The 16,990-nt window shown below is 66.9% G+C and carries 11 protein-coding genes and 1 riboswitch; of the genes, 5 read left to right on the top strand and 6 right to left on the bottom strand.

The features are described 5' to 3' along the window. Positions 1-303: 303 nt before the first annotated feature. The 6 genes from galE to P1IM2_RS16395 all read right to left on the bottom strand — a co-directional run bounded on the left by galE (position 304) and on the right by P1IM2_RS16395 (position 6,676). On the bottom strand, positions 304-1,323 hold the full coding sequence (gene galE, locus P1IM2_RS16420) for a UDP-glucose 4-epimerase GalE (RefSeq protein WP_186403123.1): 1,020 nt from the start codon (positions 1,321-1,323) through the stop codon (positions 304-306). Between the two features lie 85 nt (positions 1,324-1,408). Further along, positions 1,409-2,185, bottom strand: a complete 777-nt coding sequence (locus P1IM2_RS16415; protein ID WP_186403122.1) for an ABC transporter ATP-binding protein — start codon at positions 2,183-2,185, stop codon at positions 1,409-1,411. Further along, a complete protein-coding gene (locus tag P1IM2_RS16410) occupies positions 2,178-3,164 on the bottom strand; it encodes an iron ABC transporter permease (protein ID WP_186403121.1) in 987 nt (328 codons plus the stop codon). The genes P1IM2_RS16415 and P1IM2_RS16410 overlap by 8 nt, the downstream gene beginning before the upstream one ends. Continuing rightward, on the bottom strand, positions 3,161-3,982 hold the full coding sequence (locus tag P1IM2_RS16405) for an ABC transporter substrate-binding protein (protein WP_186403120.1): 822 nt from the start codon (positions 3,980-3,982) through the stop codon (positions 3,161-3,163). Before P1IM2_RS16405 ends, P1IM2_RS16410 begins: the two co-directional genes overlap by 4 nt. Beyond that, positions 3,982-5,949 (bottom strand): TonB-dependent siderophore receptor, encoded by a 1,968-nt coding sequence (locus P1IM2_RS16400; protein ID WP_186403119.1) that lies wholly within the window; start codon positions 5,947-5,949, stop codon positions 3,982-3,984. Before P1IM2_RS16400 ends, P1IM2_RS16405 begins: the two co-directional genes overlap by 1 nt. A 73-nt stretch (positions 5,950-6,022) precedes the next feature. Continuing rightward, a riboswitch (cobalamin riboswitch) is annotated at positions 6,023-6,214 on the bottom strand. 69 nt (positions 6,215-6,283) lie between these two features. Then, a complete protein-coding gene (locus tag P1IM2_RS16395) occupies positions 6,284-6,676 on the bottom strand; it encodes a hypothetical protein (RefSeq protein ID WP_186403118.1) in 393 nt (130 codons plus the stop codon). A gap of 524 nt (positions 6,677-7,200) precedes the next feature. Between P1IM2_RS16395 and P1IM2_RS16390 the strand changes: the two genes are divergently transcribed. From P1IM2_RS16390 to P1IM2_RS16370, 5 genes are all read left to right on the top strand, one after another. Continuing rightward, positions 7,201-8,664, top strand: coding sequence for a protein adenylyltransferase SelO (locus tag P1IM2_RS16390; RefSeq protein WP_186403117.1), 1,464 nt, complete (start codon positions 7,201-7,203; stop codon positions 8,662-8,664). Between the two features lie 76 nt (positions 8,665-8,740). Beyond that, complete coding sequence (locus P1IM2_RS16385) at positions 8,741-9,943, top strand: nucleotide sugar dehydrogenase (RefSeq protein ID WP_062766554.1); 1,203 nt, start codon at positions 8,741-8,743, stop codon at positions 9,941-9,943. A gap of 106 nt (positions 9,944-10,049) precedes the next feature. After that, positions 10,050-12,386, top strand: coding sequence for an autotransporter assembly complex protein TamA (locus tag P1IM2_RS16380; protein WP_186403116.1), 2,337 nt, complete (start codon positions 10,050-10,052; stop codon positions 12,384-12,386). Further along, positions 12,386-16,615 carry a translocation/assembly module TamB domain-containing protein gene (locus P1IM2_RS16375; RefSeq protein ID WP_254535878.1) on the top strand — a complete coding sequence of 1,410 codons (4,230 nt, stop codon included), beginning with the start codon at positions 12,386-12,388 and terminating at the stop codon, positions 16,613-16,615. Before P1IM2_RS16380 ends, P1IM2_RS16375 begins: the two co-directional genes overlap by 1 nt. Next, positions 16,615-16,857 carry a hypothetical protein gene (locus P1IM2_RS16370; RefSeq protein ID WP_186403115.1) on the top strand — a complete coding sequence of 81 codons (243 nt, stop codon included), beginning with the start codon at positions 16,615-16,617 and terminating at the stop codon, positions 16,855-16,857. Before P1IM2_RS16375 ends, P1IM2_RS16370 begins: the two co-directional genes overlap by 1 nt. Positions 16,858-16,990 lie beyond the last annotated feature (133 nt).

The raw sequence follows: 16,990 nt of genomic DNA, 5'->3' as shown, positions 1-16,990 counted from the left end.
ATTTCTAGGTTCGGCGCCCAGATTTTATGTGACCGCTGGTCATTGTAGAATCAATCCCGCTTCGCTCAACCTTGTATGCGAGCCCGACTTGATCCTGACTTCAAACTTTCTGGCGCCGTCTGCCTTCGGAATCCTGCGATCTTCGTCGGGTTATTCCTCGGAATTGGGATCGCCAGCTAGGCGTTTTTCATAATTTTTGTTCGGACGACATCGGTCGTCCGGGCGCTTTCGTGATTTGTTTGTTCCGTAATGCTTGCGTCCCTTCCGCCAAATGAGCCGCCGCAGCTGTAGAAATTGATAAGATCATGGGCCGGGAGAATAACCGTTCGGATTGAGGAACTGCCAACACCACGACGATTTACACATCGCGTCCACATCGAAAGTGGTCCGCCACCCAAGCAGTTCGTCAGCCTTTGCCGTTGCGGCAAAGCTGCTTGCGACGTCTCCGGGACGGCGCGGCGCGACTTCGACGGCGATGGCGTGGCCGCAGGCGCGCTCGTAGGCGGCGACGAGTTCCTTGACGGTGATGCCGGTACCGGTGCCGACGTTGATCGCCTCGCAGCCGATGGCGCGCCCACTGTAGTCGATCGCCGCGAGATGCGCGGCGGCGAGATCGACGACGTGGATATAGTCGCGCTCGCCGGTGCCGTCACGGGTGTCATAATCGTCTCCGAAGATCGCAAGCTTTTCGCGCCGGCCCACCGCCACCTGCGCGATGAAAGGCATCAGATTATTGGGGATGCCCTGCGGGTCTTCGCCGATCCGGCCCGATTCATGCGCGCCCACGGGATTGAAATAGCGCAGCAGCACCGCCGATGCGTCCGGGGTCGCTTTGGCCCAGTCGCCTATGACACCCTCGGCCATCGCCTTGGTCCGGCCATAGGGGTTGGTGGGGGCGATCGGATGATCCTCGTCGAACGGCAGATAATGTGCCTCGCCATAGACGGTTGCCGATGAGGAGAAGACGATCCGCTTGCACCCGGCCGCATCCATCGCCGCGAGCAGATTCATCGTGCCGCTGACGTTGGTCTGATAATAGAGGAGCGGGAGATCGCTCGATTCCCCGACGGCCTTGAGCCCCGCGAAATGGACGACGGCGTCGGGCGCAAATGTGGTCACCGCATCGCACAGCGCGTCGGCGTCGCGAATGTCTGCTTCGACCAGCCCCATGTCGCGGTTGGTCAATTGCCGCACCCGGTCAAGCGCGGCGGGCGAGCTGTTCGCGAAATTGTCGAACACGCACACCTCATGCCCCGCCGACAAAAGCTGAACGAGCGTGTGGCTGCCGATATAGCCGGCGCCGCCGGTAACAAAGACTTTCACCCATCGCCTCCTTGCTTCGCCTGCCTAGCGGTTCGCTGGCCATGGTCAATTCTGAAGGGCTTAGGCGCCAGAAGCAAAGGGTGCGTTACGTGCTTTGGCTGCGACGAAAATAGAGCGCCCTCGATCCGTCGCTGGCAAAGACGGGCTCGCGGGTGAAGAGCGCCGGGACATGCTGCGCAAAAGCATCGTGGGTTGCGGGCGTTAGCGCAGCAAGCTGGCCGCCGCCGATCCACAGCACCGTGTCGGCAAATTGCGCGACCAGCGAAAGGTCGTGGAGCACCGCGACGACCGTGCGGCCGTCGGCGGCGAGCGCGGCAAGGCATTCCATGACGCGATATTGATTGGCGGGATCGAGCGCCGCGACCGGTTCGTCGACGAGCAGGACCGGCGTTTCGGCGGCGAGGACGCGCGCGAGGCAGGCGAGGGCCGCTTCGCCGCCCGACAGGCTGGTAACGCCGCGATGGGCAAGGTCGGTGCAGCCGGTGGCGGCCATTGCGCGGTCGATCGCCGCCTTGTCCTCGGCAGAGTGCCGTCCCGGTGCGGCGCCATAGGCGAAGCGGCCGAGCGCGACCATGTCGGCGACGCTGATGCCCCAGGCGAGTTCGTGCACCTGCGGCAGATAGGCAAGCCGCCGCGCGCGTTCGGCGGGGCGCAGTGCGGTGAGGTCGGCTGTGCCCATGCGGATCGCACCCTGCGCCGGAACGACGCCCGCGATTGCGCGCAGCAGCGTCGATTTGCCTGAGCCATTGGGGCCGACGATCGCCGTTAGCTGTCCCGGCGCGAAGCGGGCGCTGATATCGTCGATGAGGAGCGTACCCTGCGCCTCGACGCGAAGCGCTTCGATGATCAGATCGTCAGCCACGCGCGCCTCCACGGCCGCGGCGCAGCACGATCAGCGTGAAAACGGGCGCGCCCGCAAGCGCGGCGACGACGCCGAGGCGCAGCTCATTGTCGGTTGGCAGAATACGCACGACGAGATCGGCAAGCACGAGGAGCAGCGCGCCCAGCCACGCCGAAGGCGCCAGCGTCCGCCCCGGATCGTGCCCCGTCCACGGGCGAACCAGATGCGGCGCGACGATCCCGACGAAGCCGACCGCGCCGGCCAGCGCCACCGCGGCGCCGGTCGCGATCCCGGTGCCGGCGACGATCGCGATTCGGGTGCGGCGGACGTCGAGGCCATGCGCCGCGGCAGCGGTCTCGCCAAGCGTGAGCAGCGAGAGGTTCGCGCGCTGGGCGAACAGGAATAGCGCGCCGACGAGGATCAGCGGCGCGGTCATCGCAAGATCGGCGAGCGACCGGTTGGCGACCGACCCGAGCGTCCAGTTGACGAGATCGGAGAGCGAAAAGGGATTGGGCGCGAAGTTGAGGATCAGCGCCATCAGCGCGCCGGCGAGGCTCGAGAGGCCGACGCCAACGAGGATCAGGCTCGCCATTGCCTGCGTCCGCACCGCCGTCGAGGCGAGGAGCAGGGTCGCGAGCGCAGCGCCTGCGATGGCGCCGAGGGGAAGCGCCCAGGGGAAGAGTGCCGCGAGCCCGAAATAGAGCGTCAGCGTTGCCCCGAGCGTTGCCGCTGCCGAGACGCCAAGGATGCCGGGTTCGGCGAGCGGGTTGCGCGTCAGCCCCTGCAGCGCGGCGCCGCATAGGCCGAGCGACGCGCCGACGACCGCGGCGCTGAGCACGCGCGGCAGCCGGATGTCGGCAAGGATGATCGTCGCGGCGGGGTCATGCCCGCCGAGCCAGCCGGCGAGCAGCGACGGCGACACGCCATCGGGGCCGGTCGCCAGCGCGAGCAGCGCGGCGAGCAGCAGCATCGCGGCAAGGGTGAGGTTGAGGCGCGTCATCGCATATCCCTTCGCGCATCGGCGAGTGCCTTGACCGCATGCCCCGTCAACCAATTGCCGCACGAGAGCCAGCCGCCGGGCACCTCGACATCGCGGGCATGGCGCGTGGCTTCGGCGACGACGGGGTGGCGCGAGGCGGTCCAATAATCCTGCCGATAGCGCGCGCTGTCGAAAAAGGCACGGAACACCAGATCGGGCGGGCGGCGCACCATCGCCTCGATCGGCAGACTGCCCCAGCCGGGGCGGGTGCGATAGGGGGTGAAGCCCGCCGCCGCGATGACCTCGGCGACCAGCGAGCCGGGCCCGGTCGTCACGTCGCCGGGGGTGATGTAAAGCGCGGTGCCCGCGTGCCCGCCGCCTCGGCGCGCGGCGGCGACCTCGGCATCGAAGGCCTTGACCAGCCCCGCGGCGCGCGGGCCGGCGCCGAGCGCCTCGCCTGCCTGGAGCATCTGGCTTCGGACATCGGCGAGCGTGCCGGCATAGCCGAGCTGCACGACCTTTATCCCCATCACCTCAAGCTGGCGGTCGAGCTTTGCGCTGCCGCCATAGGAGCGCACGACCACCGCGGGGCGCAGCATCGCAATATCCTCAAGCTGCGGGCGCAGTCGCGGCAGACCCGCGGCGCGCGGCGCGGCAAAGGCGCTGTCGCTCGCCGCCTCGAAGGATATGGCGCGGATGCGCTCCCGGGGCACGAGGCCGAGGAGCATCTGGTCGGCGCAATAATCGATGCTGACGATGCCGTGACGGGCGGGAAGCGGCGCGCGCGGCTGGCAGGCCGAAAGGGCCGCCAGCATCGCGAGGGCCGCTCCCGCGCGCATCAGAAAGCCCAGCGGACCCCGACATAGGCCGAGCGGCCCGCGGTGCCATAGCCCGCCACCGTCTGATAATCGGTGTCGAACAGATTTTCGATGCGGCCATAGACTTCGATTCCGGCAACGAGCGGGTAGCTTGCGCGCAGATCGACCAGCCAATAATCGTCCAGCGTCACATTGTTCGCGCGATCGTCGAAGCTTTTGCCGGCATAGCGCGCGGCGACCGACAGATCGGCGCCGGCGAAGGCGCCGCCGGGCGTCCAGCCGAGTTCGGCATTGGCGAGATGCTTGGGGCGCCGCGCGAGCCGGTTGCCCTCGTAGAGCGAACCGGGGGTGCGGTCGGTCGCGACGACGAGGCTGTAGTTGGCGCTGAAGCGCAGGCCCGGCGCAAGCTGCACCGTACCCTCGACCTCGACCCCCTGGCCGCGCGCGCGGTTGATATTGTCGTAGGTGCCGAACGGACGGTTGCCCGTCGCGCAGATCGGGGGCAGGGGATTGGGACCGGCGGGACAGCTCACGAAATCGATAAGATTGCGCGTGTCGCGGTGATACCAGGCGATGTCGATGAACGCGAGCGGTGCGGCTTCGATGCGGACCCCGACTTCATAGGCGCGGGCGCGCTCGGGCTGCAGATCGGGATTGCCGTAGGCCCCCGCGGTATCCGAAAGCTGGAACAGCGTCGGCGCCTTGAAGCCTTCGCGGTAGCTCGCGCGCAGCGTGACATGATCGCCGAGCTTCTGCCCCGCATCGAAGGCGAGGCTGGTCGCGCCGCCGAAGTCGCGGTGATCGTCGCGGCGCACCCCCGCGGTCAGCGAAAGCGTCTCGGTCGGCTTGCCGACGATCATCGCCCACAGTCCGGTGGTCGCGGTGCGGCCGCTGTCGCTCGAAAAGGCGTCGGCGGTCAGCGAGCGCATCCATTCGCGTTCGGCGCCCGCGATCAGCCGCACTTGCTGTCCGCTCGCGTTGCCCGCCGTCAGCCAGTCGATGCTGTACGAAAGCCGCTCGCTGCGTCCGCGCGCCTTGAAGCTCGGATCGCTGCCGACCGCCGGGTCGTAATTGTCGCGGTTGATGTCAGCAAAGCCGAACGCGAGCTTGTGCGAGAAGCCGGTCGTGCTCGCATTGCCGCCCGGGCGGTGTTCGACCGAGGCGGCGGCGTAATGTTCGCGCGTCTTTTGATATTCGGCGGTGTCGCCGAAGCTGTAGGTCGGCGGCGCGAAGCCGTCGAGATCGACGCGGCTGTCGGCATAAAGGCCGAAGGCGCGGAAGGTCAGCGTATTGCCGATATCGGTCCGGTTGGTGAGGTTGAGCGCATATTGGCGGTAGCCGTCGCGCTCGGTGCCGACCGCGGCATTGCTGATGCCGTCGGTGCGGACATAGCCGCCGCCGAGGCCGAATTGCGACGCGCCGAGGTCGGCGCGGAACTGGCCGTTGACCCGCGCCGTATCGCGCGCCCCATATTCGGCGCCGATCCGGCCGCTTGTCGCGCCGCCGACCGCGTCGGGCTCGGTGGTCGAGATGGCGACCACCCCGCCGATCGCCTGGCTGCCCCACGGCAGGCTGTTCGCGCCGCGCAGCACCTCGATGCGGTCGATCGCGCCGAGCATCAGATTGGCGAAGTCGAAGCCGCCGCCCGGCGAGGAGGGGTCGCCGACGCGCACCCCGTCGATGACGACGAGCGTCTGCTCGCCCTCGGCGCCGCGGACGCGCACGTTCGATACGCTGCCGAGCGTGCCATATTGGGTGATGCTGACCCCGGGCAGGCGCGCGATCAGGTCGGCGGCGGTGCCGTTCTGGGCGCGGCGGATGGCGGCGGCGTCGATGATCGAGACCGAGGCATTGCTTTGGTCAGCGCCGAGCAGATCGCCAACGACGGTGATCGTCGAACCATCGCCATCAGCGTCCTGCGCCAAGGCAGGCGAGGCCGCGGCAACCGCGGCGAGAGACAAGGTGGATTTCCAGAAAAATGACTTCACGAGTACCTCCAGCGTAACGGCTTGCCGTCACGCGAGGATCCTCGCCTGCGCCCGGTACACCCCGCCCGCGTGCAGATAACGGCGACGCCCTGGCAGGTCTCCTGGCTCGCCGGGTCAGCGGTGGGATGCGGCCTTCCCGGAAGACAAGCTTCCAGTGGCATGATTGCATCCACCTCGCCGGACTACAGTTGCGGGGGCAGCGCCGGATCGACCGGTCTTCCCTTTTCATGCCCGTCACCGGGCAACCCGAGGTCACGGTGCGGGCCGCTAGCAAATGCGCGACCGCGCTGCAATCGCCAATTCGCAGGCCAGGGTTGGACCGGCGCGCCGTGTTTCAGGTGAAGTCGGGGTTGGCCGCGGCCGGCTCGGTGGCGGGCTCGGCCGGGACTTTCCTGTCGGCGGCGGCTGAACGGGCGGCGCGAACGGCCCGGGCGACGAGGAGGGTCGTGAGCGGCCAGATGATCGTGTTGAACAGGTCCATACGCGTGTCGGGCCAGTTCCAGTTGCCGAGATTGATCCGGTCGAGCACTTCGTTGCCGCAGGCGGCGATGATGACGATGCCGAGCGGCAATATGTCATCGAGGCCCCGGCGCATCACGAGCGCGGTCGCGAGGAAGATGAGCATCCCCGCATGCAGGTGCAGCATCGCATCGGGGAGGCCCGTCGTCGCCCCGATATCGAGAATGAGGCCGTGATAATCGGCGGCGGCTTGCTGCAGAATTTGCATTGATCTCTTTCAAAATGCGCGGAATTTCGAATCGGGCGGCCGCCCCTTGCCGCGCGCTGCCTGAACCTCGCTTGTATGCGTCGAGCTTGCGCGCATTGGCGGAAAAGTTGAAGGCCCCGCCGTCCGGCGGGGCCTTCGAGGCTGGTGCAATCCTATCCACTGGAGGTGCCCGGCCCTTGTCCAAAACTCAATCTGCCATGAGCTTTTTCACCGCTACAAATATTTGTCAACGAACGATAATTTATTTTGAGCTAAATTGGATGCTATTGTGCATTCGTCGATGGACGAGGATTCAGCATCGCTTGCCCTCATGCGGAAATGAATTCCGTTTCAATATACTATCTTTTTTGCGATCGCTGGCGTTGCTTTTGCCATGCCCTGCGAAGATTGAAATCCGCTGCGCGACGAGTGGACGCCGCTTCGCGATATATCGATCGCAGCGCGGATAATGACGCTAACCTTGACTTGCTGTGGGTTGCAATCGTTGGCGCTTCGACCGACATTGCTGCCTTAGGGAGCCGGGCATGGATTTTGCGTTCGACAATAGTTTTCACGACGCCATGCCGGGCTTTTACGCGCCCGCGGAGGCGGCGAAGCCGTCGGCGCCGACGCTGTTGATCTTCAACCATGCGCTTGCCGACCGGTTGGGGATCGATGCGGCGGGCGCGAGCGATGCACAGCTCGCCCGGATCTTTTCGGGCGAGGAAATGCCCGGCGGCGCCAACCCGTTGGCGCTCGCCTATGCCGGGCATCAATTCGGGCATTTCTCGCCGCAACTGGGCGACGGCCGCGCGCTGCTGCTCGGCGAGATCGTCGCGCCCGACGGGGCGAGGTTCGACGTGCAGCTCAAAGGGTCGGGGCCGACGCCTTTTTCGCGCAACGGCGACGGCAAGGCCGCGATCGGCCCCGTGCTGCGCGAGTTCCTCGTGTCCGAGGCGATGGCGGCGATGGGCATAGCGACGACGCGCGCGCTCGCCGCGGTGGCCACCGGCGATCGCGTCCAGCGCGAGCAGGCGCACCCCGGCGCCGTGCTGACGCGCATCGCGAGCAGCCATATCCGCGTCGGCACCTTCCAATTCTTCGCCGCGCATTTCGGCGCCGACCATGTCGTTCAACTGTCGGACTATGCCGTGCGCCGCCATTTTCCCGAGCTTGCCGAGGCGGCCAATCCGCATCTGGCGCTGCTCGACCGGGTGATCGGCCTGCAGTGCGATCTCGTCGCAAGCTGGCTTGGCGTCGGCTTCATCCACGGGGTGATGAACACCGACAATGTCGCGATCAGCGGCGAGACGATCGATTATGGCCCTTGCGCCTTCATGGACCGCTTCGCGGTGAACACGGTCTTCAGCTCGATCGACGCGAACGGACGCTATTCCTACGGCCGCCAGCCGCAAATCTTGCACTGGAACATGGCGCGCTTCGCCGAGGCGCTGCTTCCGGCGATCCATGCGGTCGAACCCGGCGATGTCGAAGAGGCGAAGGCGCTTGCCAACGCCATTCCCGAACGCTTTCGCACGGCCTGGTTCGCACGGATGCGCGCGAAGCTCGGGCTGACGCAGCCGGGCGAGAGCGATGCCGAGTTGATCGACGGCTTGTTCGATCAGCTTGAGGCGCATCAGGTCGATTTCACGCTGTTCTTCCGTGCGCTCGCGATGCTGCTCCGCGGCGAGGGCGATATGCTGCAGGCGCTGCTTCCCGCGCCCGATGCCATGGCGCCGTGGATCGCCGAATGGTGGGCGCTGATCGAGCGCGAGCCGGCAGGGCCGCTCGAATGCGCTGACGCGATGGACGGGGTCAACCCGCTCTATATCCCGCGCAATCATCTGGTCGAGGCGGCGCTGGCCGATGCCGAGGCGGGCGATATGACGGCGTGGCGCGAACTGCTCGATGTCGTGCGCCAGCCTTTCGTGCCGCGCAGCGAATGGGAGGCGTTTGCCGGCCCGCCGCCCGAAGGCTTCGGACCCTATACGACTTTCTGCGGAACCTGACGGGCGTGTCCGGCGCTGTTGAGCGGGCGTCCGGCACTTGCTAGAGCGGCCGCCAACCCAATCGAGGATCGCATCTTTGTCCCAGACTGAATCGGCGGCGACCAGCTCGCCCAAAATCACCGTGGTCGGTACCGGCTATGTCGGCATTTCGAACGCGGTGCTGCTCGCGCAGCGCAACCGCGTCGTCGCGCTCGATATCGATCAGCAGAAGGTCGATCTCATCAACGCCCGGACTTCGCCGATCGCCGATCCGGAGATAGAGGAATATCTGGCGAACCGGCCGCTCGACCTGGTTGCGACGACCGACAAGCAGGACGCCTATCGCGACAGCGATTTCGTGATCGTCGCGACGCCCACCGACTATGACCCGGACAATAATTATTTCAACACGAGCACGGTCGAAGCGGTCATCGCCGATGCGCTGGCGCTCGCGCCGCGCGCGCTGATCGTCATCAAATCGACGATTCCGGTCGGCTTTACCGACCGCATGCGCGCCGAATTCGGCAGCGACAATATCGTCTTCTCGCCCGAATTCCTGCGCGAAGGACGCGCGCTTTACGACAATCTCTATCCCTCGCGGATCATCGTCGGCGACACGAACCCGCGCGCCGCCGATTTCGCGCGGCTGCTCGAGCAGGCGTCGCTCAAGGACAAGACCGATGTGCTGCAAACGGGCAATACCGAGGCCGAGGCGATCAAGCTGTTCGCAAACACCTATCTTGCGATGCGCGTCGCCTTCTTCAACGAACTCGACACCTATGCCGCGATGCACGGAATCGACAGCCGGCAGGTGATCGACGGGGTCGGGCTCGATCCCAGGATCGGGCAATTCTACAATAATCCCTCCTTCGGCTATGGCGGCTATTGCCTGCCCAAGGATACCAAGCAGCTGCTTGCCAATTATCAGGACGTGCCGCAGAATCTGATCCAGGCGATCGTGGCATCGAACACCACGCGCAAGGATTTCATCGCCGCCGAGGTCGTTCGCCGCAAGCCGCGCGTCGTCGGCATCCATCGGCTCGCGATGAAGGCGGGATCCGACAATTTCCGCGCGAGCAGCATCCTGGGCGTGATGAAGCGCGTCAAGGCCAAGGGGATCGAGGTTATCGTCTATGAACCGCTGATCGAGGAAGATCGGCTGTTCAACTCGCGCGTCGTGCGCGATCTTGATGCCTTCAAGGCCGAGGCCGATGTGATCATTGCCAATCGGGTTGCCGACGAACTCGCCGATGTGGCCGACAAGGTCTACAGCCGCGATCTGTTCGGCGCCGATAGCTGAGCGGTTGCCACGGGGCCGCCTTTTCGACGGACCGAGCCGGTTTCCCCGAAAACCGGGTTGCGTGCGTGCGGCGGGCAAGCCACAAGTGCGCATCGGTTGTGGACAGATGGCCAGCGAAAAAAAGCGTCACGAATTGAACGGCTTTGGCGTCGATGCTCGGCGGCGGTGGGGACTATTGTCCGCGTCGCTGCTCGCGCTCGCCGGCGCCAATGTGGTCGCGGCGCAGGAGCGCGAACCGGCCGCGCCGCCGACGGCAGAGGCTGCGACCGCGGAGCCCGCTGCGGCCGATGCGCCTCCGCCTGACGATGATACCCCGATCGCGAGCCCGTCGCCGCCGCCCGAAGGGGTCGTCTTGCCCGAGGTGGCGCCGATCATTCCCGATGATGAGTTCAAAAAGGCGATCCCCCCGATCAGCGCGGAGGACGATCCCGAACTCGACAAGCCGCTCGAATCGATTGCCGATTTCGAAAAGCGGGTCGCCGACGCGGCGAAGCAGAAGACGAACGGTACCGCCGAAGCCGTGCCGCAGGTCGATGGCGTGCCCGTTCCCGCACTCGCCGACGGGCAGACGATCGAGCCGATCGGCGATGCGCCGATAACCGACGCCGAGCTCGCCGCGCCGCTGCCGCCGCTCGAAAGCTTCGACGTTCAGCCCGTCCAGTTCGTCGATGCCGAGCCCGAGGGCGAGAACCGCCAGGTCGCCTATTCGGTGCAGGTCAATGGTCTTGCCGCAGCCGACGACAGCACCGATGCCGACCTTTCGGGGTTGTTCGGCGACCTGTCGGCGCTCTACGACGGCGACGGCAGGGCCGACAATTTTGCGATGCTGCGCGCCCGACTGAGCAATGATGCCGAGCTGATGCAGCGCATCTTGTCGTCCGAAGGCTATTATGACGGCGCCGTCGATACGCGTATCGACCGCGCCGGCCGCGAGCGCGGGCAGCCGGTTGCCGCGGTGATCGATGTGAAGCCGGGGCCGCGTTACAGCTTTTCGGACATCATCCTCGATGCCAAGCCGACGGTGCCGCCGGGGCTGATCGCCGACAATTTCCCGCTCGCCATCGGCGAGCCGATCGTCGCCGAGCGGGTGCAGGGCGCCGAAGCGGCGATCTCGCTCAAGCTTCCCGAGGAAGGCTATCCCTTTGCCAAGGTCGGCCAGCGCGACATCCTGCTCGATGGCGACAAGGCGACCGGCGTCTATACGCTGCCGATCGACATCGGCCCGCGCGCCCGTTTCGGCGGTTTTGCGAGCACGGGGGAAGAGGCCTTCGACGCCGAGCATGTGGAGATCATGGCGCGGTTCAAGCGCGGCGACCTCTACGACAGCCGAAAGGTCGACGATCTGCGGCAGGCGCTGGTCGCCACCGGCCTGCTCGCGACCGTGTCGGTCGAGCCGCAGGCGACGGGCGAAAGCGCGGGCGACGACACCGAATATGTGACGATGCTGGTCAACCAGCAGGCGGGACCGCCGCGCACGCTCGCCGCCAGCGCCGGCTATGGTACCGGCGAGGGGATCCGCGTCGAAGGAAGCTGGACGCACCGCAATCTTTTTCCGCCCGAAGGCGCGTTGATCGTGCGCGGCGTCGCGGGGACGCAGGAACAGGGGCTAGGGGTCACCTTCCGCCGGTCGAACGCGGGGCGGCGGGATCGGACCTTTGAACTGGTCGGAGAGGCGACGCGGAGCAATTATAACGCGTTCGAGGCGCTGACGGGGCGCATTGCGGCGCGGGTCAGCTATGATTCGACGCCGATCTGGCAGAAAAAGCTGACCTATGCCTATGGCGTGCAGCTTATCGCGACGAGCGAGGATGATTACAGCTTCCTGCTCGCCGATCGCGAACGCGACCTATATTATATCGTCGGCCTGACCGGACAGATCGGGATCGATCGCACCAACAGCCTGCTCGATCCGACCAAGGGATTTCGCGTCACCACGCTGATCGAGCCCGAAGGGTCGATGAGCGGGCGCTTCTCGCCCTATGCGCGCGCGCGCGTCGATGTCAGCGGCTATTATCCGGTGGCCGAGAATATCGTGCTCGCGGGCCGCGTGCGCGTCGGTTCGATCCTCGGCGCCGCGCGCGAGCGGCTGGCGCCGTCGCGGCGCTTCTATGCCGGCGGCGGCGGTTCGGTGCGCGGCTTCGGCTATCAACAGCTTGGTCCCAAGGATCCCAACAAAGACCCGATCGGTGGCCGCAGCGTCAACGAAGCGGCGTTCGAGGCGCGCTATCGCTTCGGCAATTTCGGGATCGTCGGCTTCGTCGATGCAGGGCAGGTCTATACCGGATCGACCCCCGATTTTTCGAACCTGCGCTTCGGCGCCGGCATCGGCGGCCGCTTTTACACCAATTTCGGCCCGATGCGGCTCGACGTCGCGACGCCGATCGACCGCAAGCCGGGTGAATCGCGGATCAGCGTCTATGTCTCGATCGGGCAGGCTTTCTGATGGCCGGGGGCGCAGCCGAGCCGATGCAGGACACGCCGCCGCAGCGGAGCAATCCATGGCCGCGCCGCGTGCTGCGCTGGGCGGGAATCGCCTTCGGCGGGCTGCTCGCGCTGATCGCACTGTTCGTCGTCGGTCTCAACAGCGACGCCGGGCGCCGCTTTGTCGTCACCCAGATCGAAAAATATGAATTTTCGAACGGGATGAAAATCGGCATCGGCCGGCTCGACGGATCGCTCTATGGCGCGATGGTGGTGCGCGATTTCACGCTTTCGGATCCGAAGGGCGTGTTCCTGCGCTCGCCCGAGGTCAGGGTCGACTGGCGGCCCTTTGCCTATCTCAATAACCATGTCGATGTCCGTTCGGCGACCGCCTCGACGATCGTGCTGCAACGGCTGCCCGCATTCCGTCCGACGCCCGACACCGGTGAACCTCTGCTTCCCGACCTCGATATCGATATCGGGCGGCTGCGCGTCGACCGGTTCGTCGTCGAGCCTGCGGTGACAGGAGCGCGGCAGGAACTCCGCATCGACGGCAAGGTCGCGATCGCCGACCGGCGCGCGCAGGTGACGGCGAAGGCCGAGACCATCGGTGGCAAGGCGAAGGGCGACCGGCTCGCGCTGCTGCTCGACGCGGTGCCCGAAAAGAATCGCCTGGCGCTGACGCTCGACGTCAATGCCCCCGCGGACGGGCTGCTGGCGGCGCTCGGCGGGTTCAAGGAGCCGCTGACGGCCAAGCTCGCGGGCCGCGGTGACTGGACGCGCTGGGACGGGCGCCTCGACGCCACGCTGGGCGCGGCGCCGCTCGCCGGGCTGGCGCTCAGCGCGCGCGACGGCACGTTCGCGGTCAAGGGCACGGCGCAGGCGACGCGCCTGTTTGCGGGAACGCCGGCGGCGCTGCTCGGCCGCGAGACGGCCGTCGATGTCACCGCGCGGCTCGCCCAGCGCAAGGCCGATCTTGACGGGCGGCTGTCGTCTGATGCGATGCGGCTCGGGATCAGCGGCGGTCTCGATCTCGGCGCCAATCGTTACGATGGCCTGCAAATGGCCTTCGTGCTGCTGCGCCCCGCCGCGATCGCGCCGGCGCTCCGGGCGAGCGGCGGCCGGGCGTCGGCGCGGCTCGATGGCGCCTTCGCGACGCCGACGGTCGCGTATAGCGTCGATGCGGCGAGCCTTGCGGTCAATGATATCGTCGTCGAGGCGCTGAACCTGTCGGGCAAGGCGCGCGTCGATGCCGACCAGATCGTCATCCCGGTGGAGGGGCGCGCGGCGCGCATCCGCGGGCTCGATCCCGTGGCGGGCGGAACGCTCGTCGCGGTGCGGCTCGATGGCGATCTTGCTTACAAGAATGGGCGGCTGCTCAGCGACAACCTTCGCCTGCGGTCGCCGCGCATCGACGCCAAGGCGATCATCGTCGCCGACCTCAACCGCGGCTTCTACACCGGCGCCATCGACGGACGGGTCAATGATTACCGCATCGAAAGCGTCGGAATCTTCGATATCGGCACCGACGTCGACCTGAAGCGCGTCGGTGCCGACGGGTTCGAGATTGCCGGCCGCATTCGCGCGCGATCGACCCGATTGTTCAATTCGGGGGTTCGCGACCTGCTCGGCGGCAATGCCGTGGCGACGAGCGACATTCGCTATGGCACCGACGGCGTCGTGCGTTTCGCCAATCTGCGCCTCACCGCGCCGCGGCTGCGGGTGACGAGCGGGCAGGGCAGCTATGCGCCGGGCGGCCAGCTCCAGCTCGTCGTGCGCGCCAATTCGGTCGATTACGGTCCGCTTGGTGTCGAGGTGGCGGGGACGATCAGCGACCCGCGCGCGACGCTGCGCGCCGAACGCCCCGGCCTCGGTATCGGCCTCGCCAATCTGGAGGCGCGGCTGACGGGCGCCCCCAACGGCTACCGGCTCGCGGCGAAGGGGGAGACGGATTACGGCCCGCTGACCGCCGATGTCGTGCTGTTGACCGCCGCCGGCCCGCTGACCATCGATGTCGAGCGTGCCGACCTGTCGGGGATCGGCTTCAAGGGACGGCTCCAGCAAAGCGCGGCGGGGCCCTTCGTCGGCCGGCTCGACGCATCGGGGCAGGGGCTGGGCGGGATCGTGCGGCTGAGCGCCGACGGGCCCTATCAGGCGGTTGCGGCGAATATCCGCGCGAACAATGTCGTGCTGCCGGGTGCCGCGCGGCTCGCGGTCGGCAGCGCGATCGTCGATGCCGACATGATCCTTTACGACAAGCCGCGGATCATCGCCGACATCCAGCTCGCCGACACGCGCATCCGCGATTATGACATTGCGGTCGGGCGCGTGAAGATCGACTATCGCGACGGGCGCGGCAAGGCGCAGGCGCTGGTCGAGGGGACGAGCGGCGTGCCGTTCCGCATCGCCGCCAACGCCGACCTGACCCCCGAGCTGTGGCGCGCATCGGTGCAGGGCCGGGCGAGCGGGATCAACTTCCGCACCGCGTCACCGGCGCGCATCGTGCCGCATACCGACGATTATGAACTGCTGCCGACGACCATCGACCTCGGCCGCGGCAGCAGCGCGCGCCTCGCGGGGCGCTTCGGCGAGGGTATCGTCGTCCAGAGCCGCCTTGAGCGCGCCAATATGACGATCCTCAACGCCGTCTATCCGGGGCTGGGCCTCGGCGGGCGCGCGACCGGCAGTCTCGACTTCGCGCAGGAAAATTCCGACGCTTTCCCGCGTGCCGACGCGCGGCTGACGATCAACGATTTCACGCGCACGACCGCGGCGGCGGTGAGCCAGCCGGTCGATGTCAATTTCGCGGGTAAGCTGCTCGCCGACGGGGGCGAATTGCGCGCCGTGGTGCGCAAGCGCGGCAGCGTGATCGGACGGCTGCAGGCGTCGCTGCGCCCGCTCGGGCCGGGGGCCGGCGACTGGATGACGCGCCTGCGCGCCGCACCGCTCGGCGGCGGGCTGCGCTATAATGGTCCCGCCGACACGCTCTATTCCTTCGTCGGTCCCGCCAATCAGGGACTCGCGGGCCCGGTCGCGGTGGCGGCCGACTTTAGTTGCCAGCTTGCCGATCCCTGTCTGCAGGGTGTGCTCAAGGGCAATGGCATGACCTATGAGAACCAGACCTATGGCACCAAGCTGACCGACATGGTGGTCAGCGGCCGCTTCACCGGAAACCGGCTCGAAATCGATCAGCTTACCGCCAAGGCCGGCACGGGAAGCGTCGCGGCGAAGGGCTATGTAAGCCTGTCGTCGGCCGATGGTTATCCGATGAACATCGTCGCCACGCTCGACAATGCGCGGCTGGCGCGCAGCGAGAATATCGGCGCGCGCGCGACCGGCACGCTGACGCTCACAAAAGCAGCGGGAGAGGCAGCGCTGCTGTCGGGCGACCTGCGCCTGCCCGAAACGCGCTATCGCATCGTGCGCGAGGGCGCTGCGAGCGTTCCCGTGCTTACCGGGGTGCGCCGCAAGCCGCCGAGCGGACGCCGCCGGATCAGCGGCGACGGGCTGGCGGCGGTGGGCGGCAGCCTGTTCGACCTGATCCGGCTCGACATCCGCCTGCGCGCCGGGGAACAGATTTATGTGACGGGCATGGGGCTCGAATCCGAATGGCAGGCCGACGTCACTTTGAAGGGCACGACCGTCGCGCCGCGCGTGACCGGCGAGATCGAACTGGTGCGCGGCACGCTCGATTTCGCGGGGCGCTCGTTTAACCTCGAACAGGGCAAGGTGACCTTCCCCACCGGCGATGCCTATGATCCCGCGATCAACCTCCTCGCCACCGACACTTTCGACAATGTGACCGTCAATGTCGCGGTGACCGGGCGGGCGAGCAACCCGCAGGTCGCCTTTTCGAGCGTGCCCGGACTGCCGCAGGACGAAATCGTCTCGCGTATCCTGTTCGGCGATTCGATCACCTCGCTGTCGCCGCTCCAGGCGGTACAACTGGCGGCGTCGCTCAACACGTTGCGCGGCGGGGGCGGCGGGCTTAGCCCGCTCGGCGCGCTCCAGTCGGCGGCGGGGATCGACCGGCTGCGCATTCTGGGCCCCGACGATACGACCGGACGCGGCACCGCGCTCGCGGCAGGGCAATATATCTCGAAGGACATCTATCTGGAGGTCATTACCGACGCGCGCGGCTATACCGCGACCCAGCTCGAGATCAGTCTGACGCGCGCGCTGTCGATCCTGAGCCAGGCGGGCGGTTCGGGACAATCGAACTTCTCCGTCCGCTACCGCAAGGATTATTGATGCGCCGCGCGCTGATGCTCTTGCCGCTGTTCGCGCTGGCGGCGTGCAAGCAGCCGCCCGATTTCGACCAGCGGTACGACAAGGCGGCCTCCGACATCGAGGCGCGCGCGCGGGCGATGGACGCCGATATTTCTGAAGCGGACAAGGCCGCCGCCGCGGCCGCACCGGGCAATGGTTCGCAGACGAAGGGCTTGCCAGCCGCCTCGACCGCGTCTAACGCACCCCCGTCATCTGGGGAGTAGCCAGCCGTCCTGCCGGACGGGCCGCAGCGTCAACATACTCGGTCGAGAGGCCGTGGCGCCGCGGAAGCGCGAAAGCGTTTGGGCGAGACCAATGGCGTCGCACCTTCGTCCGGGCCGGGCGGCGGGCGCGATC

The organism is Sphingopyxis sp. P1IMeth2 (assembly GCF_900185685.1).
GTDB classification, from domain to species: Bacteria; Pseudomonadota; Alphaproteobacteria; order Sphingomonadales; family Sphingomonadaceae; genus Sphingopyxis; species Sphingopyxis terrae_A.
This window is presented reverse-complemented; position numbering and strand designations above follow the sequence as displayed.